Below are 24,362 nucleotides of genomic sequence, written 5' to 3' on the forward strand. Positions count from 1 at the left end.
GTTTTTTTATGCCCTCGCGCCGGGTGCGATCGATCGTGGCCGAACCAGCCGGCGCCTTTTCCACACCGCTTCGGAGGGTCGGGGACTGGACGGCGGGGCGCCGAAACCCATGTCATCTAGACGGAACACGAAAACGTGGCCGTCCGGCTGTCGCACTGCGAAGGGATGCGGCGGAACTTTCGCGTTTTGCCTTCCGTTGTCGGTTGCCTGGCGCCGCCGTTCGGTGACGCCCTGCGGGTTGGACGCTCCGTTCGGCGCCGCAACAGCACTCGGCAACAAGAGGCAGGCGGGATGGCTGATATCGCTGGAATTCGTCGGCAGTTCATTCGGACTGCCATGGAGGCGCCCTTCCTGGCACGGGAAGAAGAGCGCGGCCTCGCCGTCCGCTGGAAGGACAACCGCGACGAGCGGGCGCTGCACCGCCTGATTTCAGCCCATATGCGCCTCGTCATCGCCCTGGCGGGGCGTTTTCGTCACTACGGTCTGCCGATGGCCGACCTCGTGCAAGAGGGGCATGTCGGCTTGATGGAAGCCGCCGCGCGCTTCGAGCCGGAGCGGGATGTCCGGTTTTCGACCTACGCGACGTGGTGGATCCGCGCCTCGATCCAGGATTACATCCTGCGCAACTGGTCGATCGTGCGCGGGGGCACGTCCTCGGCTCAGAAGGCCCTGTTCTTCAATCTGCGCCGGCTGCGCGCCCGGCTGATGCAATCCACCGAGGAACATGTCGGCGACGAGATCCACCGCCGCATCGCGACCGCCATCGGCGTCTCGCGCGACGACGTGGCCCTGATGGATGCCCGTCTCTCGGGCCCCGACATGTCGCTGAACGCCCCGGTCGGCGAGGACAACGACGCCTCATCCGAGCGTATGGACTTTCTCGTCGACGGCGCCGCGCTGCCGGACGAGACCGTGAGTGCCACGGTCGACGGCGAGCGACGCCTCAGCTGGCTGCAGCAGGCGCTCACGGTGCTGTCCGAGCGCGAGTTGCGGATCCTGCGCGAGCGCCGCCTCGCCGAGGATCAGGCGACCCTGGAGGCCCTGGGTCAGCGTCTCGGCATCTCGAAAGAGCGCGTCCGCCAGATCGAGAACCGCGCCCTGGAAAAGCTCCGCCGCGCCCTGGCCGACCGCTTCCCCGCCGCCACCGGCAGCCCGCATATCGGCTAGGCGTTTCAGGCCCCTTCCGGATTTCTACATCGAGCCCGGCCTCAGAGGCCGGGCTTCCGTGTGTTCAAAGCTGCTTTTCCATCAGAACGGCCTGGGATGTCAGGCGCTCACCGTGGAACGGTCTGATCTCGCCTGTCGGCTCGAAACCCATCCGCGCCCAGAAGCCCAGCACCGGATTGGTTTCGACCACGGCCAAGCGCAGGGTTCGGGCCCGGAGGTCCTCGCGAGCGAAGTGCGCCGCCGCTTGGTATAACGCCCGGCCGAAGCCGGCTCCCTGTGCGCTCTGCCGGATTGCCAAAAGTCCAATGAAGGCCGTCCCCGGAGCCGGATAGCCGTCGATGAGATCGAGAAGGCCGATCACCGCACCGCTGCATATTGCCAGGAACGCGTGCTTATTGCGAAGCTCGCATCCCGACGGGCGCGCCGTCACGAACGCGAAGGCAGCGTCCTCGCGCTTCGGCACGCCATCCACCTGCATGGAATAGGCCGTCAGGTCGTCGAAGACGGCGTTCACCTCACCCAGGTCGTTTGAGGTGATGGCCACGAGCGACAGGGGCGACCGATACGCCATCGCCTTTCCTCCACGCCATGAGCTTGCGCACCGACATGCGCGCCCACGGCCCTACGCCCCCTGGATCGCAGCCCCCTGCCGCTCTCGCCGGCGCCTGCGGCGGCCGGGCTCGGGGGTGGCGTCGAGCCAGATCACCAGCGCCAGGGCAATGAGCGCCGGCACGCCGAGGGCGAGGAACGCGCCGGTCCAGCCGAACAGCCCGTAGGAGAGGCCGCCGTACCAGCCCGACAGGGCGCCGCCGACGCCCTGTACGGCGTTGACGCTGCCGAGCGCCGTCTGGGTGCGTCCGGACCCCCAGGTCAGGTCGGCGACGACCACCGGCACCGCCACCCCGACGATGCCCGAGGCGACGCCGTCCAGAATTTCTGCGCTGATGAGCCAGACCGGATCGTCGATCAGACCCGACAGCAGAGCCCGGACTGGCAACACCGCGAACGCCACCATCAGCAGCTGGCGCCGTCCGCGCCGATCCGCCAGGGAGCCGGCGAACAGGGCCACCGGCACCATCACGAGCTGTGCCACCATGACGTAGCGGGCGGTCCAGGTCGTGGCGTCGGCGGCGGTGGCGACGAGCTTCTGACCGAGCAGGGACAGCATGCCGCCATTGCCGAGGTTGAACAGCGTCAGCGCCACGGTGAGAACCAGCAGGCGCCGGTTGCCGAGAACCTGACGGATGCCGCTGCGCTGCGGCTCCTCGTCCTCGTCCTCCTTCCAGCCCACGGCGCGGCGCCGGTTCCAGGCGCCGGCCGGCGTCGTCAGCGTCGCGACGATCGCGGCGACCGCCATGCCGCCCAGCACCCAGAAGGCGATGGCCGGGCCGAACGTGCCGGTGCCGAGGCTGATGCCACCGGCGGCAACCAGGATGCCGACATGGTTGAACGCCTGGTTGCGGCCCTGCTGCTTGGGGAACCCGTCCTTGCCGACGATCCCCAGGGTCAGCGCCGCGACGGCCGGCAGCAGCAGCGTGCCGCCGGCGGCGGCCAGCAGCTGCGCCACGAGCACCGCGGGAAAGCTGCGCGCCGGCAGGAGCAGAAGCGTCCCCGCCAGGATCGCCGCGCAGGCCAGCGCCACCAGCAGGCGCGGACGCGGGAAGCGATCGACCAGAGCCCCGAACGGGCCGCTCAGGAACAGCGTCCCGATTCCCACCAGGGTAATGACGAAGCCGACCCGCGCCGGACTCCAAGAGGCTGCCTGCGCCAGCCAGGTACCCAGGAACGGGCCGAGCCCGCCCTGGATGTCCCCGGTGAACAGGTTGATCAAAGCGAGATGTGCGGTGGGACTCATGCGATCCAGGTCTGGCGGCGGGTCCCGCACCTGAACGTCGTCCCGCGTACGGTCAAGCCCGGCTCGACTCGCCCGCCTCTCGCCGTCACGGATCGGCCGGCCCGTCCAACATCGGCCCATCGCCGAACGACCAGTTCTCGGGAACCACCTCGACCAAGTTGACCAGCACGTTGGCCGGCTTCACGCCCGGCCCGCGCCCGAGATTGCAGGCGATGGCTGCGTAGAGCGCGCGCTTCTGGGCCGTGGTCCGCGTGGCGTTGGCGGTGATCTGGATAGCCACCGGGTCGTCGCTGCGATGAATGCCGAGATCGTCCGGCCCGTCGTGGAAGTTCGCCGCCTCGTGCTCATGCACGAAGGCGAACAGATCGCCCTCCGCTACGGCGAAGGTCTCGCGCAGGGCTGCGTAGACGCCCTCCACGAGGGTGGTGCGCTCTGCCGGAGGCGTGCCGGCGCGCAGGGAAATGCGGATGATGGGCATCGACGTCTACCGCGCTCAGAGACCGCGCAGGGCCGCGAGGCCGGGGGCGGCGAGATGTGCGACCTCGGTGCCGGACCGTGCATCGACGCGGTCGGCCTCCAGCGTGAAGCGCGTCAGCCGCCACGCGGCGGGGTCGAGGCCGACCAGAGTGGCCAGGGCATCCGGGTGCCTGGCGATGTCCCGTCCCCGGACCTGCTCGGTCTCTCGCAAGCGGGCCAGATCCTCGTCGGGGCCGATCTGCCGCGTCTCCTCGGACAGGGCGAGCGTGGTTGCGGCGGCGCCGAGCGTCACGGAGAACGGAAGCCAGGTTTCAACCTGCGGCCGGCCGAAACCGTCGATCACGGCCCGGAAGCCCGGCCCGGAGAGGAAGTCGGCGGCGGCACCGGCGTCGCGCCAGAGATAGAAGGAACTGTAGGCGTTCGCCGCCGCTCCGCGCGCATGCTCCTCGATGGTGACGGCCTTGAAGATGAGGCCCGGTATCGCGTCCCAGGCAGGCGCCCGTTCGGCCACCCGCGCACGAATTCGGTCCATCGGATAATCACCCGGCAAGCGGTGCCGGTAACGGGCCACGAGCATCGTCCCCTCCTTAGTTGCGGCAGCAATGTTGCAGGGGTCAGCCATATGAACCAGATATCGTGGGCTCTATCTCTCATATCGGATGCTTATGATGGTGCCCCGCCCCCTCGATCTCGACGGCGTTCTGGCCTTCGTGCGAGTGGTCGATCTGGGCAGTTTCACCCGGGCGGCCGAAGCCCTCGACACCTCGCAGGCGGCGATCAGCCTCCGGCTCAAGCGGTTGGAAGATCGGCTCGGGGCGCGCCTGCTCGACCGGACGCCCCGGCACGTGGCCACGACCCGGAAGGGTGAGCTGTTCCTGCCGGCGGCCCGGCGGCTGCTGGAGGCGCATGAGAGCGCCCTGTCGGAGATCGCGGGCGACGTGCCGGCGCGGCTCTGCCTCGGGATCAGCGATCATGTCGCCGGTCCGAACCTGCCGGCCCTGCTCCGGCGTCTCGGCCTCGATACGGCGGGTCTGATCACCGAGGTGCGGATCGTCCCCTCAAGGGACCTCGCTTCCGCCTTCGAGTCCCCGGGCGAGGGCGGCTACGATGCGGTGCTGTTGCGGACCGAGGAGATGCCCGAGCGTGGCGGAACCGTCCTGGCGCCGGAGCGCCTGGGCTGGTTCGCGGCACCGGACTTCCCGGCCCCTCCGCCGGGCGAGCCCCTGCGGCTCGCAGGCCTGTCGGGGCCCTGCAACGTCCGGGCGGCGGCGGCCCGTACCCTCGACGCGGCCGGGCTGCCCTGGACGGAGGTGTTCGTCGGCGGCGGCGTGCTCGCGGTCGGCGCCGCGGTCACGGCGGGCCTCGCCGTCGCCGCCCTGGCACCGAGTACCGTGCCACCGGGCGCCGTAGAGGTCGGGGCGCGGCTGGGCCTTCCCGAATTGCCGCTCACCTGGATCGTGCTGCGGTCCCGGCATCTGACCGGGCGGGCCGCGGAGGCGCTGCGCACGCTAGCGGCGGCCTATCGTGGTCCCGGCGGCCGCTGACGGGCGCGCCGGGACAGTCTCTCAAAGACTCAGGAGGCGAGCGGGCCGCTGGCGCCCTGCGCTTCCATGGCCTTCTGGCGGTAGAGCGCGACGAAATCGATCGGGTCGATGTACAGGGGCGGGAAGCCGCCGTTGCGCACCGCCTCGGCGACGATCTGGCGGGCGAACGGGAACAGCAGGCGCGGGCACTCGATCATCACGGCGGGATGCAGCTGGTCGGCCGGGATGTTGACCATCCGGAAGACGCCCGCATACTTCACGTCGAACGCGAACAGCACTTCGTTCTGGATCTTCGCGTCGCCTTCCAACGTCAGCTCGACCTCGAAATCGGTATCCGAGAGCTGCTGAGCGGTGACGTTGACCTGGATGCTGATCTGCGGGCCCTGGCCTTCCTTGGGCTGGAGCGAGCGCGGCGCGTTCGGGTTCTCGAAGGACAGGTCCTTCGTGTACTGCGCCAGCGCGTTGATCGTCGGCGCGTCGCCCTGCGGCATGCCGCCGCCGTTGCCGTTGGCTGCCGGAGAGTCGGCCATGCGGATCATCCTTCTCGATCGGCCGGCACGGCCGGCCCGGGTTGTCGCGGCGGGAGCCGCTGAACGGCGCCGCGGAGCGGCCCGGAAGGCAGCGCCGCTAACACGCGCGCCGAGCACGGACAAGCAGCAGGCTGGCGTGGCGCTGGCGGCGGCGGTGTCCGACCCCCATATCGGTTGACGCGTGGGGATCGCGGCGTTCCGCACCGGTATAACCGGCTCGCTCCTTGCGCGTTGGTCAGTTATGAGTCGCCTAGACCCGCGAGCGCTTTGCCGGCGCCGCACCGCGCACGACCTCGGCAAGGGGCACGAGGTCCCGCCGCGGCCACCATCGGATCGGTGATGCAGGACAGCTTCGACGTTACGACGATCATCTTCCTCGCGCTCGCAGTCTTCGTGATCTGGCGCCTGCGCTCGGTTCTCGGCCAGAAGACCGGCGCGGAGCGCTCGCCGTTCAAGCCGGTGGATCGAAGCCGCACCGAGCCGCAGGCCCGCTCCGAGGGCGACAACGTCGTGCGCCTGCCCGGCGCCGACCGGGTCCAGGCCGCGCCGCCCCCGGCCTCTGCGACGGCGCGCGACTGGCGGGGCATCGCGGAGCCCGGCTCCGAGATCGCCCGCGGCCTCGAGGCGGCGGTGCAGGCGGAGCCCGGCTTCGACCCACGCGCCTTCATCGAGGGGGCCAAGTCGGCCTACGAGACGATCATGATCGCCTTCGCCAAGGGCGACCGGAAGACCCTGCGGGGGCTCCTCTCGAAGGAAGTCGGCGAGGCGTTCGAGCGGGCGATCACCGAGCGTGAGCGCAACCGGCAGACGCTGGAGACCACCTTCGTGTCGATCGACAAAGCCGAGATCGTCGCCATCGAGGTGCGCAACCGCGTGGCGCAGATCACCGTGCGCTTCCTCTCGAACCTCATCACCGCCACCCGGAACGCCGAGGGCAAGGTCATCGACGGCAGCGCCGAGACCGTCGTCGAGGTACCGGACGTCTGGACCTTCGCGCGCACGCTCGGCTCGCGCGATCCGAACTGGCAACTCGTGGCCACCGAGGCCGGCGCCTGATTTCGTGATTCCGTTGCCGTGCCCAACCTGCGTGCCTGGTCCGGACGGCTCCCGACCGCCCTCTTCACCGTCCTGGTCGCGACGTTCCTAGCCAGCTCGGCACCGGCCGCCCCCGCCGAGGTCGGCGGCGCGGTCCTGACTCCCGTTCCGTTCGAGAGCCTGCCGGGCTTTCCCGGCCCCGATCCTGCCGCGGCGCTTGAAGGGTTCCGGCGGGTGTGCGCGGCGCCGACGCCGCCCACACCGCAGCCGGCTGGCGTGGCCGGCGACCCGGCAGCCCTGTCGGCGGCCTGCGCTGCGGCAGTGGATGTCGCGCCGGAAGCGGCAGAGGCGTTCTTCCGGCAGCGGTTCGAAGCCTTCCGGGTGGTCCGGCCGGGGGCCGAGCGGCCTGGCTTCCTGACGGGTTATTTCGAGCCGGAACTCGAAGGCGCGCTCAGCCAGGGGCCGGCTTTCCCAACCCCGGTGCTCGCCAGGCCCGCCGATCTCGTCTCGCTTGCGCCCGGCGAGACCCGGCCCGGCCTCGACCCGGCCCTGCGGGCGGCGCGCCCCACCGCTGAGGGGTTTGCGCCCTACCCCGACAGGGCAGCCATCGAGGATGGAGCTTTGGGTGCGCAGGCGCGGCCGATCCTGTGGCTGCGCGACGCCGTCGATCTCTTGGTGCTGCAGGTCCAGGGCTCGGGCCGCGTCCGCCTGCCCGACGGGCGGGCTGTCCGCGTGCTCTACGACGGGCGCAACGGCCAGCCCTACACGGCGGTGGCCAAGCTGATCGTGCAGGAAGGCCATCTGCCGCTGGAGGGGCTGACGCTCGCCCGCTGGACGTCATGGCTGCGCGCGCATCCAGAAACCGCCCGGCGCCTGATCCGCGCCAATGCCTCCTACATCTTCTTCCGCCTCGCCCCGGTGGAGGATCCGGCGCTCGGTCCGCCCGGAGCCGCCAACGCGCCGCTGACGCCCGGGCGCAGCCTCGCGGTGGATGGCGGGCTGTGGCGCTACGGCCTGCCGTTCTGGCTCGTCGGGCAACTCCCCGGTGCCGCGCCGGGCGAGGCCGGCCGCCTGGTGATCGCCGCCGATACGGGCTCGGCGATCGTCGGGCCGGCCCGGGGCGACCTGTTCGTCGGGACCGGGGCGCAGGCCGGGATCGCGGCCGGAAACCTGCGCGACGCCGTCGGCTTCGTGGTACTGCTGCCCAAGCCCGCCCCCGGGGTCGCGCCGTGAGGCCGCCGCGCCGCACGCGCCGGCTGAGCGCCGGGGAGGCGAGGCTCTGGAGCGAAATCGCCAAGCTGGTGACGCCGCTGGCCGGCCGGGCGACGCTGCCGCCCGAGGCGCCGCCGGCACCGACCGCGACCATGCCGCCGCTGGCCGCGCCGATCCTGAAACCGTCGGCGAGTCCGGTTGCCAAGAAGCCCCGCCCGAAGCCGCCGCCCAAGCCGTCGGCGGCCGCTGCCCTCAAGGTCACCGCCGCGCCCTACCAGGCGCCGCCGCAAAGCCATACGCCGCCATCGGGGCTGGAGCGCCAGGCCAAGGTCGGGTTGCGCCGGGGGCGGCTTGCGGTCGAGGCGCGGATCGACCTGCACGGCATGGTCCAGGCCGAAGCCCATGCTGCGCTGACCGGATTCCTGCTCCGGTGCCGGGCCGCCGGGCATGCCTACGTGCTGGTGGTCACCGGCAAGGGCGGGGCGGACAAGGGCGGGTCCGCCTATCCCGACGCCTTCGCCGAGCGGGGGGTGCTCCGGCGCAGCGTGCCGCATTGGCTGCGCGGTGCCGAGCTGCGCGGCATCGTGCTGGGCTTCGAGGAGGCGGCCCGGCATCACGGCGGCGGCGGCGCACTGTACGTCCGATTGCGGCGCCGTTGAGCGCCAGCCTTCGCGGGCCCTTCGCCGGACAGGGCGGCAAACCGCGCCGTTGCCGTTCCCGCCGAAGAATTCGATATCCGGACCGTGTGAACATGCGGTCCAACGAAAAAGTCTCGGAACACCATGCCGGAGCTTCCCGAGGTCGAGACGGTGCGGCGCGGCCTGGTGCCCGCGATGGTCGGTGCGCGGTTCAGCCGAGTCACCCTGCGTCGGCCGAATCTGCGCTTCCCGTTCCCCGAACGATTCGCGGCGCGGCTGGAGGGGCGGACCGTCACCGCTCTCGCGCGCCGGGCGAAGTACCTCACAGCCGGACTCGATTCGGGCGAGACGTTGATCATGCATCTCGGCATGAGCGGCCGGTTCGACGTCGCCCTGCCCGACGGCCGCAACTTGTCGCCCGGGGATTTCTATCTAGAGGGCGCGCAGGGCACGCCCAAGCACGACCACGTCGTGATGGCGATGAGCTCCGGCGCCACCATCACCTACAACGACGCCCGCCGCTTCGGCTTCATGGACCTCGTTCCGAGCGAGACCCTGGCGAGCAGCCGTCACTTCGCCCGGATGGGGGTCGAGCCCCTCGACGGGCTGACCGGGGCGGTGATCGCCGGCCTGTTCCGCCACAAGATCGCGCCGCTCAAGGCCGCGCTCCTCGACCAGCGCCTGATCGCGGGCCTGGGCAACATCTATGTCTGCGAGGCCTTGCACCGGGCCCGGCTTCATCCGGAGACCCCCGCCGGCCTCCTGGTCAAGCCCGACGGGCGGCCGACGCCCAAGGCCAACGCCCTGGCCAAGGCGATCGTGCAGGTGCTGGAGGAGGCCGTGAAGGCCGGCGGCTCGACCCTGCGCGACTACGCCCACACCGACGGCACCGCCGGGGCGTTCCAGCACGCGTTCCGGGTCTACGACCGGGTCGGCGAGCCCTGCCGCCACCCGGGTTGCCGCGGCTCGGTGACCCGGATCGTGCAGGCGAACCGCTCGACCTTCTTCTGCGCGACCTGCCAGCCGCCGGTCTGATCGGGCTGCTCTCGCACCGCAGAACGGCAATTTCGCCACAAACCCGGCTAGGGTCGCGGATCTCGACGCGCGCATCCGGTTGCGGGCAGCCGGTCCCGGCCCGCGGCGCGAGACGGGTCGCGCGGACCTGACGCGTCGTCTCGGGTCTCGGACCCGGGACGACGCGTCAGGTCGCTGGTTTTGCATCATTGTCTTCCTGAGAGCCGGCGCCCGGCGCTCGGGATGATGCTCGTGACAGGAACGCGATGTTCTTCCGCCGCTCAAAGACGCCCGCGCCCGAGACCATCGCGCAGGACCCGACGGACGGCCCCGCCCTGCCGCAGCGCCTGTCGCCGCGCTCCCCGGGTGAGGCGATCAAGCCGACCGCCGCGCCGCCCCCGCCGGAGAAGCCGGTGCGTGAGCGCAGCGGCCTCGTCGGCATCATCAGCGGCGCCCTCACCTTCGCGGTGGTGATCGCCATCGCGGCGATGATCGGGATCACGCTGTTCCAGCGCCAGGTGCGCGAGCCGGGACCGCTCGCCACCGACAAGGTCGTGGTGATCCCGCCCCACAGCGGCACCGGCGAGATCGCCGAGACGTTGAAGCGCGAGGGCGTGATCGACCATACCGGCCTGTTCGAGTTCGCCGCCCGCTTCGGTGGCCGGCCAGCGCTGCGGGCCGGCGAGTACATGTTCAAGGCGCATGCGAGCATCGCCGACGCCCTCGACACGGTCACGACCGGCCGGCAGGTGCAGCACGCGATCACCTTCCCGGAGGGCCTGACCTCCGAGCAGATCGTCACCCGGCTCAACGACAACGACATCCTCACCGGCGAGATCAACGAGATCCCCCCGGAGGGTTCGCTCCTGCCCGACACCTACAAGTTCGAGCGCGGCGCCACCCGCCAGCAGATCGTCAACCTGATGCGGGCCAAGCAGCGCGAGGTGCTGAACCAGATCTGGCTCCGGCGCAGCGCCGACGTGCCGGTGCGGACCCCGGCCGAGATGGTCACCCTGGCGTCGATCGTCGAGAAGGAGACCGGCCGGGCCGACGAGCGGCCGCGAGTCGCCGGCGTGTTCATCAACCGCCTGAACAAGCGGATGAAGCTGCAATCCGACCCGACGATCGTGTACGGGCTGGTGGGCGGGCGCGGCACGCTCGGGCGCGGCATCCTGCGCTCCGAGATCGATCGGCCGACCCCGTACAACACCTATGCGATCGAGGGGCTGCCCCCGGGGCCGATCGCCAATCCCGGCCGGGCCGCCCTGGAGGCGGTGGCCAACCCGTCCCGGACCAAGGACCTGTACTTCGTCGCCGACGGCAGCGGCGGCCACGCCTTCGCCGACTCGCTCGAAGGCCACCAGCGCAACGTCGCCCGCTGGCGCGCGGTCGAGAAGAGCCGCCAGGCACCGCCGGACGCGGTCGACAAGGTCGAGCCCGGCCCTGATCCGAGCGTCCCCGGTCGCGCCTCGGCCTTCGCGCCGGGCGGCGCCCCGGGAACCAGCACGCCCAACACCAACGCGGCCTTCGCCCTCGACAGCGGCACGCCGGGCACCCGCGCCTTCGACGCCTCCGAGGGCACGCGCCTCGATCCGCTGAAGAACCGCAGCTACGATCTCGGCTCACCCAAGACCGTGCCGGCGCTGGCCGACCCGACGCCGGCCCCGCGCGGGCGGCGATAGGCGGGGGCGGCGATAGGCGGGGGCGGCAGACGTCGTCGCGCGCTTGGCGGCGGCGCCTTCAGCGGCCCCAACGCATTGTTCGGCGGGGGATACGGAGTTATGTTAGCAGAATCAGAAGTCTGTTAATTGGGGCGGCGAGGCGATGGTCCGGATCACCGCAGATCCCCCGTTCGGGAAGGCTGGTCGGACGACCGGGGATGTGCCTTTAAAGGGTAGGCCAGACGGCCGCCGCGCCGCGCGGCATCAGGCACACAATATTCCTGCCACCCCGGTGTCGGGCGACGATGCGGCTCTCGCCCAGATGGTCGATAGCTTACGCGCGCATCTCCCGACGGCGGGTCTCGATCAGGGCGAGATGCAGCAGGTCGGTGCCCGTTTGCCGGCGAGCCTGGTCCGGCAAGCGAAGAGGCGGACGGGCCTCAGCTCCAACACGGATCTGCTGACTGTCGCGCTCGCCAACCTGGCCCTTGAGGACGCCTTCGCGGATGCGTTCGAGGCGGCGCACGGCCAACTGGACCCCGAGCTCGATATCGGTTTTTGAACCGTGTTCCCAATCTCGCGGTCGACGGAGAAGCTCAGCCTTCGTCGTGACCTGAAAGGAATTCGTCCGCGCGCCCGGCGCGATCTTCCTTTCATCGGAGTGACGGCAGCGCCGGGCGGGCCGCTGATGCTCGATACCGGCGTCTACATCCACGGCCTCAAAGGGCAGACGCCAACCGCCCTGCGGTCGCTCTTGAGAATGCGCACGGTCCATCACAGCGTCGTCGCCATGCAGGAGATCCTGCATGCGATCGGCGTTCTCGATCCCGCGCATCCCGAAACCGCGAAGAACGTCGCGGTGATCCGAGCGCTGCTCGACGGTATCCCGCTGCACCGCCTCTACTCGCCGGACCGGGACGTCCTGATCGACGCCGCGATCGTCGCGGGCATCCTGTGCCGTTTGCGCGGCTACGCGCGTGATCGGCGCACGAAGGCTCTGTACGACTGCACACTCTTGTTGCACGCCGCTAGAACGGGCTGCACGCTTCTCACGGCCAACGTCTCGGACTTCGACCTGCTTCAGCAGCTAAAGCCTGAAAGCCGCGTCATCTTTTACGAGGCTGCCTAAAAGGGCACGGTTCTGACTGTACCGCGCGGCCGGCGATAGACGGTGCAGGGGAGCGGGATTGGAGGAAGCAATCTCCCTTCCATGCCCTCATCTTGAGGTGAGAGGGTGGGATACGCGCCTTAGGGCGGCCATAGCGCGCTCCTTCAGTGCGAGCGCAGCGAAGCGACCCAGGGCAGAGCGCGATCGCAAAACGCAGCGCATCGCCGGATTGCTCCGGTCGCGATGACCGTGTGGTGATCGGACTCCATCGCACCACCCCTTCCCCCTGGGGCGATCCGTGCTACAGGCCCGGATCTTCACGAGAACGGGGGTCGACATGGCCCAGATCGCAAGCATGACCGGCTTCGCCCGGGCGGCGGGCACCACCGGGGCGGTGCAATGGGCCTGGGAGGTCCGGAGCGTCAACGGGCGCGGCCTCGACGTGCGCATTCGCGTGCCGGCGGGCTATGACGGGCTCGGCGAGACCGCGCGCACGGCCCTGCAGAAGACCCTGTCCCGGGGCCAGTGCCAGCTGACCCTGACGCTGACCAAGCCGGAGCAGGCCGCCCGGGTGCGGATCAACGAGTCCCTGCTGGCGAGCCTCGCCCAGGCAGTCGCCCGGGTGCCGGTGCCCGAGGGCGTCGCACCGGCCACGATGGACGGGCTGCTCGGCGTGCGCGGGGTGATCGAGGTCGAGGACGAGGCGGGGGCCGAGACTGAGACCTTCGCGCGGGATCTTGCCGAGGGTGTGGTCCGGGTGGTGGCCGACCTGGTCGAGGCCCGCCGGGCCGAAGGGCGTCAGCTCGCCGAGGTCGTCACCGCACAGGTCGACCGGATGGCCGCGCTAACTCAGGCCGCCGAGGACAACCCGGCGCGCAAGCCCGAGGCGGTGCGTGCCCGGCTGGCCGCCGCCATCGAGGCGTTGGGCGGGACCAATCTGGACCCGGACCGCCTGCACCAGGAGGCGATGCTGCTCGCCGGCAAGGCCGATGTGCGCGAGGAGCTGGACCGGCTGCACGCCCATGTCGCCAGCGCCCGCGAGCTGCTCGCCGTCGGCGGCGCGATCGGCCGGCGCCTGGATTTCCTGGCCCAGGAATTCGGCCGCGAGGCCAACACCCTGTGCGCCAAAGCCAACGACATCAGCCTGTCGCGGATCGGGCTCGACCTGAAGGCCGTGGTCGAGCAGTTCCGCGAGCAGGTCCAGAACATCGAATGAATCCTTGGGACCCCCATATGCGACACGCGACGGAGCCACGCGGATGAGCGGACCGGCGAAGAACGTCTCCGACACCATCGCGCGGCGCGGGTTGATTCTGATCCTGTCCTCGCCCTCGGGGGCGGGCAAGACCACGCTGACCCGGGCGATCGCGCAGGATCCGGCCTGGGCGCTCGACGTGTCGATCTCCGTTACGACCCGGGCGCGCCGGCCCTCCGAGATCGACGGGCGGCACTACCACTTCATCGACCGCGAGGCGTTCGAGGACCTGCGCAGCCGCGACGACCTGCTCGAATGGGCCGAGGTCCACGGCAATTATTACGGCACGCCCCGCCGCCCGGTGGAGAAGGTCCTGGGCTCGGGCCGGGACATGATCTTCGACATCGACTACCAGGGCACCCGCCAGGTGCGGGCCAAGCTCGCCCAGGACGTCGTGACTGTGTTCATCCTGCCGCCCAGCATGGCCGAGCTGCGCCAGCGCCTCGAGCGCCGCGCCGAGGATTCGGCCGAGACGATCGAGAAGCGGCTGGCCAACGCCCGGACCGAGATCCAGCGCTGGAGCGAGTACGATTACGTGATCGTCAACGAGGACCTGCAGGCGGCCTTTCAGGCGCTCCAGGGCATTCTCTCGGCCGAGCGGCTGAAGCGCGCGCGTCGCACCGGCCTGGCGCAGTTCGTCGACCGGCTGCTGGCGGAGGCGGACGCCTAAGCTCCCACCGCGTCCTTGCGCGCGGGGCGAAGCAACCGAGGGACACGCGACGATCCGAGAGCGCGCCGCCCTGGTTCGCTTCGCTGCGCGCGCAATAACGGCAGCGGCTTCGATCACGCAGTGATGGTGAAGCACGCGCCCGGGTTGTTGGCCACGTCGAGACGGGCGTTGATCTGGTCGAGCATCGCCCGGATCAGCTTCATCCCGAGTCCCGTGCCCTTGCCGCGCACCTTGGCCTCGGCCCAGTCGTCGGGCAGGCCGGACCCGTCGTCGCAGACCCGGAGCTGGACCTCGCCGGGTCCGGAGGCCGAGACGCTGACCTCGACGCGTCCGCCGCCAGTGGGGTTGGCCGCGTATTTGAACGCGTTGGTGACGAGCTCCGTGGCGATCAGCGAGAGCGCCACCGCCTTGCGGTAGGGCACCATCAGGCCGGGCTCGGCCGAGAGATCGACGGCGTGGCCCTCGCCGGCCAGGCCCGCGAGGTCGTTGCACAGGTTCTCGATGGTCTGGCCGAGATCGACCTCGTCGAAGCGCTCGGCCTGGTAGAGGCTGTCGTGCACCCGCGCGACGCTCATTACCCGGGCCGAGGTGTCGGCGAAGGCCTGCCGGGCCTCGCCGTCGGAGATCTGCCGGCGCTGCATCTGCAGGAAGGCCGAGACGATCTGCAGGGAGTTCTTGACCCGGTGGTCGATCTCCCGGGTCAGCAGGTCCTTCTGCTCGAGCAGGCGCTCCTTCTCGGCGAGCAGGCTGGTCAGCTCGTCGATCTTGCGGCGCTGGCGCAGCACCACGCCCTCGACCGCCTCGGCCAGCGAGCCGGCGAGATGGACCTGCCATTCGGCCCAATCGGCGGCGAAGCCGGTGCGCTCCTCGACCCAGCGCTCGAACGAGCGGCGCGGGAGCAGGGCCACCGGGCCGCTACCGGCGAGAACCGGTTTGCGCGGGTCGCCGCCCCAGGTCACCGTGCTGGGCACTTCGGGCCGGAACCAGAGCAGCAGATTCTCGCGCGACTCGTCCACGAAGGCCGCGAGCAGACCGCTGGCGATTTCCCGGTAGGGGGCTGCCTCCAGATACTCGGCGGTGAAGTTGCTGCTGCTGTATTGGGTCTCGCCGGCCGGAAGCCGGCCCCGCAGCCAGGCGGCGATCCGGCCGACCATGTCGGCGGGGGGCGACCGGCCGATCAGCGTCACCCGCTCGCCCGCCACGATGCCGGCGCCGGTGGCGCTGAACAGGTCGAGCAGGGTCGCGTTGCCGGCGGTCAGGGCGGCCACGAAATCGTCGGAACGGGTCAATTCGCGCACCAGGCGGCTCTCGACCGCGAGATGGGCCTGCCGCTCCTCCCAGAGCCGGCGCGACTCGATCTCCTGCACCCGCATCGCGAAGGCGTCGGTGAGCACCGTGGCGGCCGAGCGGGTCTCGGGCGTGACGTAATGCGGGCGGCGATGATGGCCGATCATCAGGCCCCAGAGCCGGCCCTCGACCATGATCGAGATCGACATCGAGCCATTCACGCCCAGGTTGCGCTGGTACTCCAAGTGGATCGGCGACAGCGTGCGGTGCTGGGCGAAGGTGAGGTCGATCGGGCCGTTGCCGGCGCCGGGCGCCGCCACCAGGCCGACCGGGACGCTGTCGCGGTCGATCACGAAGCGGTTCTTGGCCCGGGTGTAGAGGGCGCGGGCCTGGGCCGGGATGTCGGAGGCGGGAAAGCGCAGGCCGAGCAGGCTGCGCGACCAGCCGGGCACCTTGTCCTCGGCCACCGCCTCACCGTTCCAGTCGGCGTCGAACCGGTAGACCAGCACGGCCTCGAAGCCGGTGAGCGCGCGGATCTCCAGGGCGGCGATTTGGGCGGCCTCGACCAGGGTCTCGGCCGCGCGCAGGCGCCCGACGGCAAGCTCGGTATCGACTTGGCTGGCGGTCGGGAAGTCGTCGGCCGATTCAGGCTCGAGCTCCAGCTCGACGATCACCCGCCCGGCATGAGCGTGGGCCACGGCGTAATAGGGCGCGGCGCGGCCGGTCAGGGTGAGCCGGCGGCGGGCGGATTGGCCGTTCTCCAGGGTGCCGGCGGTCAGGCGCGCCCGGATGACCTCGACGAAGGCACGGGGCAGCACGTCGTCCAGGGGACGGCCGGCGAGCGGCGGATTCCGGGGATCGACAATCTCATCGATATTGGCCGAGTAGGCCAGGACGTGCAGGGTCTCGGCATCGGCCGCGAGCATCACGGCGTTGGGCTGGATCGAGCCCGGGATGTGGATCGGCTCGCGCTCGCAATGGCTGGCATCCACCGGCTCGGCGCGCACCCGCCGGCCGATCGCGGCCATCACGGCCTCGCGGGGCAGGCCGGCGCCGAGGCTCTCGATCGGGTCGATGGTCAGCCAGGTGACCGGGCCGGTCTCGGCGGCGGTGCCGTGGCGCATGTGGACCCGGGCCCGCAGAGGCTGGGGCAACCGGCCGAACACGTAGTCGAAGCTCTCGTCCAGGGCGCCGCGGCGGCTCCCGGACAGGAAGCGCCCGCGGAAGTTCGGCACATTCGTGCCCGGCATCACCTCGCGGAAATAGTTGCGGCCGAGCACCGCCTCACGCGACAGGCCCGAGAGCGCGCTGGCGCCCTCGCTGAACACCACGACGGTACCGTCCGAATCGAGTCCAATCACGCCCTTGTCGAGGCGATCCAACGCATCGGGCGCGAGCACGTCGAGGTCGACGCCGCGTTCGGGGGCCTGCTTCGGCGGCATCAGGAAAGAACCCCGCTCATCTCGGCTGATATGACTGGGGCAGGGGCGAAGTGCAATGCTTCCGCTCGCGGCAAGATCAGCTCGATATCACTATGGCGTCGGGGCCAGATTAAGACTGACAAATCGACTGTGTGATTTCAGACAATGCGGTGGAAAAACCTTCTTCAACTGTAGGATGGTATATGGGCTGGTCCTGCATGGCCGCGGCGCTCTTCCCGTCGCCGATCGCGTGAGCCAGCAAATGCGCCAGATGCTCGACCGCCGGCCCGAGCATCTCCGATCCCAGCAGCCGGCCCTCCCGGTCGGCCCAGATCCGAAGCCCGCCGTGATTCGCGCCGTCGACCCGGGCACGACCCTGGGTCGAGAAATCGACCGTGCCGGTGACCCGTCCGGGGGCGTCGGCCGCGTAGGGTGCGCCGATCGCAGCGACCTGCGGGTCAGTGAAGACCATCGTCAGACGAGTCCAGGGCTCCGGCGACGTAACAGCGCGCCCGGCGGCCAGCGCCGCCGCGTTCGCTCCGGCGATGCTGCCCTGGCGGCTCGCCTCGTGCAGCACCGGCCGCCAGGCATCGGCATCGCCCGCGATCAGGATCGGCGCGCCGGCGCAGACCAGGCTGCGCCGGTCGAATTCCGGCATACCACCCTCGCCGAGGCGCAGGCCTGTCGACTCGAGCCCGAGTTCGCCCAGGTTGGGTGCACGGCCGGTCGCCGCGAGAACCCGGTCGGCCCGGGTCTCTCGGGGCTGCCCATTCCGGTCGGTCCAGACGAGGCGCACACCGTCCCTGTCGCGCGTGGCGGAGCCGAGCTTCGCCCCAAGATGCAGCGCCAGTTCGGCACTGAAAATCTCGGCGGCCTGCCGGGCGAGATCCGGTTCGGACAGGCCGGCGACGGTATCGCCGGCATCGATCACCGTGACGCGGACTCCGAGCCGGCTCATCGCCTGGGCGATCTCGATGCCGACCGCGCCCGCACCGAGGACGGCCAGCGAATCCGGGAGGTCAGGGATCTCGAACAGGGTGTCGGTGGTGAGGAGGCGGTCGCCGAGCCCGCGCAGGGGTGCCGGGACGGTGGGGCTCGAACCGGTGGCGATCACGGCGGCGCGGAAGGCGATCCGGGTGTGATCGTCGACCGTGAGGCTGTCGCGATCGGCGAACCGGGCGCTGCCGGTGATGCACGCCGCTTCCGGCAGGGCGTCGACGCCGTCGAGGACGCCACCGACGAATCGGTCCCGCTCGGCGCGGACCCGCTTGAGCACCGCGCGCCCGTCCACCGCGACGCCGGTGACGCGGATGCCGAACAGGTCGGTGTTGCGCGCCGCATGGGCGGCCTTGGCCGCCGCGATCAGGAGCTTGGAGGGCATGCAGCCGACCCGCGCGCAGGTCGTGCCGCCCGGGCCGCGCTCGATCAGGACAGCGCTCGCCCCCGCCTCGGTGGCGGCCCGGTAGGCGGCGAGCCCGGCGGTCCCGGCCCCGATCACCGCCACATCACAGCTGCGTTCGTTCATCGTATCCCCGGGCCGGTCGCCGGGGCCAAAGCTTCATCGCTGAGGTTCGTTCCGCCTGCGCCGACGCGCCTCAGGTTGAGCGCCGACGGGCTCAGACGGGGCTGGTCGGGCAATGCGTTCGGATGTGGCGGGCCCACGCTACGACCCGCGGGAGACTCACGTTTTGTGATGCAGCGCGCGTCCCCCTCCCTCCGGGTTACGGTTTACGCAGGTTGGAAGAACGATCTTCCGAGGGTTGATACCGCAGACCCGATAGCCCGCGCCGTCATTCCTGGGCGCCGCAGGCGAGCCCGGACCCGGAGGGGACGCCAATGGCGTCAATTCAGAACCGCTGCCGGTTCGACCGCTTGGCAGGTCGGCGGCCCTGGATCCCAGGTTCCGGTGCGGGGCGGCAGCGGACGAGTCTTCGACCGGAAAGCAAGACTGAGCTTTCCGCGTCAGGGTGAGTTGGGAATTGACCGGTCTGACCTGTTGCCCCCACCGGACGGGGCCACACCGCGGCCCGGATAAGCCGCGGCGTGACCGTGTCTCCTACCCCAGGGCTCCCCGGTCAGACGTTGCGCACCGGCGCGGTGCCGCCGAGATGGAACACCCGGTGCGGGACCAGCTCGCCGCGCTCGACATCGCCCACCGCGACCAGGATGCCGCCGCAGGTCGCGAAGGCCTTGCCCTCCACGGGCGCGTCCCGGCCGCGCAGGATCACCGACTGGCCGCGCATCAGGCGCAGGCCGAGGTCGCGGGAGACCGCCACCTCGGGGATCGCGTCGAGCGCGGTCTCCACCGGCCGCAGATGTGCCAGCGCGGCTTCGGGGCCGCCCTCGGTCAGGCCGGCGGCGGCGCAGGATTCGGCTTCCGAGAACGGCCCGACCCGGGTCCGGCGCAGGGCCGAGACGTGGCCGTAGCAGCCGAGCATCCGGCCGAGGTCGCGCGCCAGGGCGCGGACATAGGTGCCCTTGCCGCACTCGGCCTCGATCACGGTGCGCTCGCCGTCATGCTCAACCACGGCGAGACGGTCGATCTGCACAGGCCGGGCGACCAGCTCCACGGTCTCGCCCTCGCGGGCCAGGTCGTAGGCGCGCTCGCCCTGGATCTTGATCGCGGAATAGCGCGGCGGCACCTGCTCGATCGCGCCGACGAAGGCCGGCAGAGCCGCCTCGACGGCCGCCCGCTCGGGACGTGTGTCGCTGGTGGCGACCGCCCGGCCCTCGGCATCGTCGGTGTCGGTCTCGACACCCCATTGCACGGTGAACCGGTAGGCCTTGCGGCCGTCCATGACGAACGGGACGGTCTTGGTCGCCTCACCCAGCGCGATCGGCAGGATGCCCGAGGCAAGGGGGTCGAGGGTGCCGGCATGGCCGGCCTTCTTGGCGTTGAAGGCGCGCTTCACCACCGCGACGGCGTGGGTCGAGGTCATGCCGACATGCTTGTCGAGGATGACCCAGCCCGACACGTCCCGGCGCTTGGGCCGATCTGGCCGCGGCCCGCGCTGCGGACGGCGCTCCTCCGGGCCCCGGCGCTCGACGCCCGGACCGGAGGCCGCGCGCTCGGCCGGCGGATGATCTTCGATGGAAACCGTCATGTCCTCGTGTCCCCCGGGGTCGTTGCCCCGTTCCTGTCCGTGTGCCGTCGGGGATCAATGCCCCCGACCGGTCTCCGGTTCGTCGTCCTCAGGCTCGTCGCCGTCCCGCTCGGGGACGAGGTCGCGCTTGACGCGCTCGTCGCGCAGCAGCTTGTCGATGCGGGCCGCCTCGTCGAAGGTCTCGTCGCGCAGGAAGCGCAGCTCGGGCGCAAATTTCAGGTTCACCCGCCGGGCCACCTCCTGGCGCAGCACCTTGCGGTGGCGGTCCAGCGCGGCGATCACCGGCGCCTCGTCGACGCCGCCGAGCGGCATCACGTAGGCGGTGGCGAGCTTCAGGTCCGGCGACATCCGCACCTCCGGCACGGTCACGACATGCGTGTTGAGCACCGGATCCTGGATGTCGCCACGCTGGAGCACCTCCGCGAGGGCGTGGCGAACGAGTTCGGCCACGCGCTGCTGGCGCTGCGAGGGGCCGGTGGATGTGGGTTTCTGGGCCATTCTGTCTCGGGCCGACGCCGCGGGGCGGCCGGTTCACGTCCAACAAAAGAGAGATGCGCGAAAAAGAAAAGACGGCCGCGGCTGAGGCCGCGACCGCCCTGTCCGGACGAGGTCCGGGATTTCAGAGGGTGCGACGGATCTCTTCGACCCGGTAGCACTCGATGACATCGCCCGCGCGCATGTTCTCGAAGTTCTCGAAGGCCATGCCGCACTCCTGACCGGAGGTGACCTCCTTCGCGTCGTCCTTGAACCGCTTGAGGGTCTTGAGCTTGCCCTCGTGGATCACGACGCTGTCGCGGATGAGGCGGACATGCGCGCCGCGCTCCACGATACCGTCGGTGACGCGGCAACCCGCGACCTTGCCAACCTTGGAGACCTCGAAGACCTCCTGGATCGACGCCTCGCCCAGGCGCTCCTCGCGCAGCGTCGGCGGCAGCATCCCCGACAGCGTGGCTTTGATGTCGTCCACAAGGTCGTAGATGATGTTGTAGTAGCGGATATCGATACCGGCCCGCTCGGCGGCCTCGCGGGCCTCCTTGAGGGCGCGCACGTTGAAGCCGATCACGACCGCCTTCGACGCCTGAGCCAGGGTGATGTCCGACTCGGTGATGCCGCCGACACCCGACAGGAGGATGCGGGCCGCGACCTCGCCGTTGCCGAGCTTCTCCAGGGCACCCGCGATCGCCTCGACCGAACCCTGCACGTCGCCCTTGATGACAACCGGCAGCTCCTTGCGGCCGGCGCCTTCCTTGAGGTCGCGCATCATGTCGACCAGCGAGCGGTTGGCACCGCCGGTACGGGCATTCTGCCGCTCGCGCTTCTGGCGGGCGCGGTACTCGGTGACCTCACGGGCCCGGGCCTCGCTCGACACCACGGTCACGCGGTCGCCGGCATCGGGCGTGCCGTTGAAGCCGAGGACCTCCACGGGCACCGACGGGCCGGCATACTGCACGTTCTCGCCGACATCATCGATCAGGGCGCGCACGCGGCCCCACTCGGCACCGGCCACGACGATGTCGCCGGTGAACAGGGTGCCGCGCTGGACCAGCACGGTCGCCACCGGACCGCGACCGCGGTCGAGCTGGGCCTCGATGACCGTGCCCTCGCCGTCGCGCTTCTCGTTGGCGCGCAGGTTCATGATCTCGGCCTGGATCTGGATGCCCTCCAGCAGCTCCGGCAGACCGTCGCCGGTCTTGGCCGAAACCTCGAATTCCAGGGTCTCGCCGCCCATCGACTCGACCTGGATGTCGTGCTGCAGCAGCTCCGTGCGGACCCGCTGGGGGTTCGCGTCCGGCTTATCGATCTTGTTGATCGCGATGATCATTGGGACGCCCGCCGCCTTGGCGTGCTGGATCGCCTCGATGGTCTGCGGCATCACGCCGTCATCGGCCGCCACCACGACCACCACGATGTCGGTGACCTTGGCGCCGCGGGCACGCATCGACGTGAACGCCGCGTGGCCCGGGGTGTCGATGAAGGTGATCATGTCGCCGGACGGCGCCGCGACCTGGTAGGCGCCGATATGCTGGGTGATGCCGCCGGCCTCGCCCTCCACCACGTTCGCCTTGCGGATCGCGTCGAGCAGCGAGGTCTTGCCGTGATCGACGTGGCCCATGATGGTGACAACGGGCGGACGAGGATCGAGATCCTCCTCCAGATCCGGCTCGTCGGACGACAGGCCTTCCTCGACGTCGGACTCTGCGACGCGGCGGACGGTGTGGCCGAGCTCCTCGGCGATGAGCTGGGCGGTGTCCGAGTCGATCACGTCGGTGATCTTGTGGATCTCGCCCTGCTTCATCAGCAGACGGATCACGTCCACGGCCCGCTCCGACATGCGGTTGGCGAGTTCCTGGATGGTGATCGTCTCGGGGATCGTCACCTCGCGGGACAGCTTCTCCTTCTGCTCGACCTGGCCGCGGCCGCTCATGCGCTGCTGGCGGCGGCGGAACGAGGCGACCGAGCGGGTGCGCTCGTCCTCACCGGACGTCGCCGTCGCGATGGTCAGGCGGCCGCGGTTGCGGTCCCCGCCCGGCGACTTCGGCGTCTTGGGCGGCGCGATGATCTTGAGCGGCATGCCGGGACGGCGGATCACCCGCTTGGTCTCGGATTCGTCCTCGTTGGTCTGCGCACCGCGGCCGGCGGGACGCGCCGCGGCGGCAGCGCCGGCGGGACGCGCGGCGGTCGTCGGCGTGGCGCTCTTCTCGGGCTCGGGTGCCGGGGCGGGCCGCGCCATGAAGTTAAGGTCGCGGGGCTTGCGCGAATCGGCCGTGATGGTCTTGCGCGGCTCGCCGGTGGCGGGACGGGCAGTCAGCGGCGGACGCGCCGCCGGGGCGGCCGGGGCGGCAGCGGCCGGACGCGCAGCCGCGGGGGCGGCCGGACGGGCAGCCTCGGGCTGGCGGACCGGAGCGACAGTGCTCGGACGCGCCGGCATCGGACGGGTCGCCGACGGGCGAGCGGGCGCGGCGGCCGGGCTCGCCGGCGCGGCGGGGGCGGCAGCCGCGGGGGCGGCCGGCGTGGGCGCAGCGGCCTCGGCAGCGGCGGCCGTATTCGCGGCGGCGGCGGCCTTGGCGGCCTCCTCGGCAGCGCGGGCAGCCTCGGCGGCGGCGGCCTTGCGGGCCTCCTCCTCGCGACGGCGCTCCTCGGCGGCCTCGCGCTCGCGGCGGGCCTGCTCCTCGGCCTCCTTGCGGCGCGCCTCAGCCTCGGCCTCGGCCTTCTGACGGGCCTCGGCTTCGCGGCGCTTCGCGTCGGCGAGGGCGGCGGCGCGGGCGGCGCTCTCCTGCTCGCTCAGCGTGCGCAGCACGACACCCGACGCCGAGCGCTGGGCCGGGCGCGGCGGGGCCGCAGCGGCGGTCGGAGCCGGGCGCGGGGCGGGCGCAGGCTCACGGGCAGGGGCGGCCGGGGCCGCGCCGACGCCGCGGCGCTTGACCGTCTCGACCACGACCTGCTTGGAGCGGCCATGGGAGAAGCTCTGACGCACGGTGCCTGCCTCGATCGGCCGCTTGAGGGAGAGCGGCTTCGGAGAAGTCCTGTTCAGAGTCTTGTCGCCCGGGTTGTTCGTGTCGCTCATTCAGCCTGAACCCTGAGGGTTTCCATCGTCCCGTGAACCGACACCCGGTGGCGCCGGCCAAATTCGTCCTGGTGCGTCGTCAACGTGAGGCTTCGTCGACCCCGCCGATTCGGGCTGGATCGGGCTCCTCGGTCGCCGCGGCGGCGCCCTCGAAGGAGCGTAGCCGACGCCAACGCGACAGGCAGCCGGCAGCTCCGGCTCCTGCGACGAGCGCAGCGTGTATCACATGATCCCGACCTAAGGCCATGTCCAATTCATCTTCGGACAGGTCGTCGATGATCGGTATCCTTGACATGGCCTCACCGTGCCGCCGGTACAAGGCCGCGGCGATCTTGCGACGGCCGTCTGGACTGGCTTCCGCCGCATGGATCAGGGCCACCGCGCCGGGCTGGCCGCCGATCGCGGCCTCGACCTTCGAGAAGCCTGCGACCACGCATCCCGCCTTGTTGGCCATGGCGATCGCCTGCCGCAAATCCTCGCGCAGACCGACGACGATCCGGTCGGGCAGGTCGGGGCCGGCCTGGGCCGGTCCCTTGAACGCCCGCGGGAACAGGTTCTTGCGCACCGCCGTGGCGACCGCGTCGCGCCGGGCGCTGATCCAGGCGCCGCGGCCGGGCAGCTTGGCGCGCAGGTCCGGCACGACGCTGCCGTCCGGGCCGCGCACGAACCGAATCATCGCCTCGGGCGGCTGGACGACGCGCGTGACGATGCAGGTCCGCTGCGGCACGCGCCGGCCGGGGCCGCTGTCGAGCCCCCCGGGATCGAGTCCCGGATCCTGCCCCTCATCGGGCGGGGTCGTGTCGACCTCGGCCATGAGCG

Annotated in this window: 22 protein-coding genes; 11 read left to right on the plus strand and 11 right to left on the minus strand. The window is 70.8% G+C overall.

Translation table 11 applies throughout. The features are described 5' to 3' along the window. Positions 1-291: 291 nt before the first annotated feature. Positions 292-1,167 carry an RNA polymerase factor sigma-32 gene (locus AKJ13_RS17200; protein ID WP_007559662.1) on the plus strand — a complete coding sequence of 292 codons (876 nt, stop codon included), beginning with the start codon at positions 292-294 and terminating at the stop codon, positions 1,165-1,167. 64 nt (positions 1,168-1,231) lie between these two features. Here the strand turns inward: AKJ13_RS17200 and AKJ13_RS17205 are convergent, their stop codons facing one another. From AKJ13_RS17205 to AKJ13_RS17220, 4 genes are all read right to left on the minus strand, one after another. Further along, a complete protein-coding gene (locus AKJ13_RS17205; protein ID WP_050734441.1) occupies positions 1,232-1,738 on the minus strand; it encodes a GNAT family N-acetyltransferase in 507 nt (168 codons plus the stop codon). Positions 1,739-1,789: 51 nt separating this feature from the next. Beyond that, on the minus strand, positions 1,790-3,022 hold the full coding sequence (locus AKJ13_RS17210) for an MFS transporter (protein WP_007559663.1): 1,233 nt from the start codon (positions 3,020-3,022) through the stop codon (positions 1,790-1,792). 85 nt (positions 3,023-3,107) lie between these two features. Continuing rightward, positions 3,108-3,500: a tautomerase family protein gene (locus tag AKJ13_RS17215; RefSeq protein WP_050734442.1), complete on the minus strand. Its 393-nt coding sequence runs from the start codon at positions 3,498-3,500 to the stop codon at positions 3,108-3,110. Between the two features lie 15 nt (positions 3,501-3,515). Next, entirely contained in the window at positions 3,516-4,121 is a 606-nt protein-coding gene (locus AKJ13_RS17220) for a DUF4865 family protein (protein WP_348270947.1), read from the minus strand. 46 nt (positions 4,122-4,167) lie between these two features. Here AKJ13_RS17220 and AKJ13_RS17225 point away from each other — a divergent pair, with 46 nt between their 5' ends. Continuing rightward, entirely contained in the window at positions 4,168-5,043 is an 876-nt protein-coding gene (locus AKJ13_RS17225; protein ID WP_144426284.1) for a LysR family transcriptional regulator, read from the plus strand. A 29-nt stretch (positions 5,044-5,072) separates the two neighbouring features. On the opposite strand, the gene secB is transcribed toward AKJ13_RS17225, so the two are convergent. After that, on the minus strand, positions 5,073-5,573 hold the full coding sequence (gene secB / locus AKJ13_RS17230) for a protein-export chaperone SecB (protein WP_007559667.1): 501 nt from the start codon (positions 5,571-5,573) through the stop codon (positions 5,073-5,075). A 339-nt stretch (positions 5,574-5,912) separates the two neighbouring features. Between secB and AKJ13_RS17235 the strand changes: the two genes are divergently transcribed. From AKJ13_RS17235 to gmk, 9 genes are all read left to right on the plus strand, one after another. Further along, entirely contained in the window at positions 5,913-6,629 is a 717-nt protein-coding gene (locus tag AKJ13_RS17235; protein WP_050734445.1) for a Tim44/TimA family putative adaptor protein, read from the plus strand. An 18-nt stretch (positions 6,630-6,647) separates the two neighbouring features. Further along, the gene (locus tag AKJ13_RS17240; RefSeq protein ID WP_064774640.1) at positions 6,648-7,841 is read left to right on the plus strand and encodes an MltA domain-containing protein; all 1,194 of its coding nucleotides are present in this window, start codon (positions 6,648-6,650) and stop codon (positions 7,839-7,841) included. Next, positions 7,838-8,479 carry a Smr/MutS family protein gene (locus AKJ13_RS17245; protein ID WP_050734446.1) on the plus strand — a complete coding sequence of 214 codons (642 nt, stop codon included), beginning with the start codon at positions 7,838-7,840 and terminating at the stop codon, positions 8,477-8,479. The genes AKJ13_RS17240 and AKJ13_RS17245 overlap by 4 nt, the downstream gene beginning before the upstream one ends. Before the next feature lie 123 nt (positions 8,480-8,602). Continuing rightward, positions 8,603-9,493, plus strand: coding sequence for a bifunctional DNA-formamidopyrimidine glycosylase/DNA-(apurinic or apyrimidinic site) lyase (mutM, locus tag AKJ13_RS17250; RefSeq protein WP_050734447.1), 891 nt, complete (start codon positions 8,603-8,605; stop codon positions 9,491-9,493). A gap of 245 nt (positions 9,494-9,738) precedes the next feature. Beyond that, positions 9,739-11,154, plus strand: coding sequence for an endolytic transglycosylase MltG (mltG, locus tag AKJ13_RS17255; RefSeq protein ID WP_050734448.1), 1,416 nt, complete (start codon positions 9,739-9,741; stop codon positions 11,152-11,154). 142 nt (positions 11,155-11,296) lie between these two features. Further along, positions 11,297-11,695: a hypothetical protein gene (locus AKJ13_RS17260; protein ID WP_244471638.1), complete on the plus strand. Its 399-nt coding sequence runs from the start codon at positions 11,297-11,299 to the stop codon at positions 11,693-11,695. A gap of 3 nt (positions 11,696-11,698) precedes the next feature. Next, positions 11,699-12,262, plus strand: a complete 564-nt coding sequence (locus tag AKJ13_RS17265) for a DNA-binding protein (protein ID WP_244471639.1) — start codon at positions 11,699-11,701, stop codon at positions 12,260-12,262. Between the two features lie 316 nt (positions 12,263-12,578). Next, positions 12,579-13,457 carry a YicC/YloC family endoribonuclease gene (locus AKJ13_RS17270; RefSeq protein ID WP_050734450.1) on the plus strand — a complete coding sequence of 293 codons (879 nt, stop codon included), beginning with the start codon at positions 12,579-12,581 and terminating at the stop codon, positions 13,455-13,457. A 43-nt stretch (positions 13,458-13,500) separates the two neighbouring features. Continuing rightward, a complete protein-coding gene (gene gmk, locus AKJ13_RS17275) occupies positions 13,501-14,166 on the plus strand; it encodes a guanylate kinase (protein WP_050734451.1) in 666 nt (221 codons plus the stop codon). Positions 14,167-14,279: 113 nt separating this feature from the next. Here gmk and AKJ13_RS17280 read toward each other — a convergent pair whose 3' ends face one another. The 6 genes from AKJ13_RS17280 to AKJ13_RS17305 form a co-directional block, all read right to left on the minus strand. Beyond that, positions 14,280-16,895, minus strand: a complete 2,616-nt coding sequence (locus AKJ13_RS17280; RefSeq protein WP_050734452.1) for a histidine kinase dimerization/phosphoacceptor domain -containing protein — start codon at positions 16,893-16,895, stop codon at positions 14,280-14,282. A 109-nt stretch (positions 16,896-17,004) separates the two neighbouring features. Beyond that, complete coding sequence (locus AKJ13_RS17285; RefSeq protein WP_050734453.1) at positions 17,005-18,399, minus strand: dihydrolipoyl dehydrogenase; 1,395 nt, start codon at positions 18,397-18,399, stop codon at positions 17,005-17,007. 550 nt (positions 18,400-18,949) lie between these two features. After that, positions 18,950-19,978, minus strand: a complete 1,029-nt coding sequence (gene truB, locus AKJ13_RS17290; protein ID WP_050734454.1) for a tRNA pseudouridine(55) synthase TruB — start codon at positions 19,976-19,978, stop codon at positions 18,950-18,952. 54 nt (positions 19,979-20,032) lie between these two features. Continuing rightward, complete coding sequence (gene rbfA / locus AKJ13_RS17295; protein WP_050734455.1) at positions 20,033-20,476, minus strand: 30S ribosome-binding factor RbfA; 444 nt, start codon at positions 20,474-20,476, stop codon at positions 20,033-20,035. A gap of 121 nt (positions 20,477-20,597) precedes the next feature. Beyond that, a complete protein-coding gene (infB, locus tag AKJ13_RS17300) occupies positions 20,598-23,543 on the minus strand; it encodes a translation initiation factor IF-2 (RefSeq protein ID WP_050734456.1) in 2,946 nt (981 codons plus the stop codon). Positions 23,544-23,622: 79 nt separating this feature from the next. Further along, entirely contained in the window at positions 23,623-24,357 is a 735-nt protein-coding gene (locus tag AKJ13_RS17305) for an RNA-binding protein (protein WP_007559693.1), read from the minus strand. Positions 24,358-24,362: the final 5 nt, after the last annotated feature.

This window comes from Methylobacterium sp. ARG-1, assembly GCF_001262595.1.
Classification (GTDB): Bacteria; Pseudomonadota; Alphaproteobacteria; order Rhizobiales; family Beijerinckiaceae; genus Methylobacterium; species Methylobacterium brachiatum.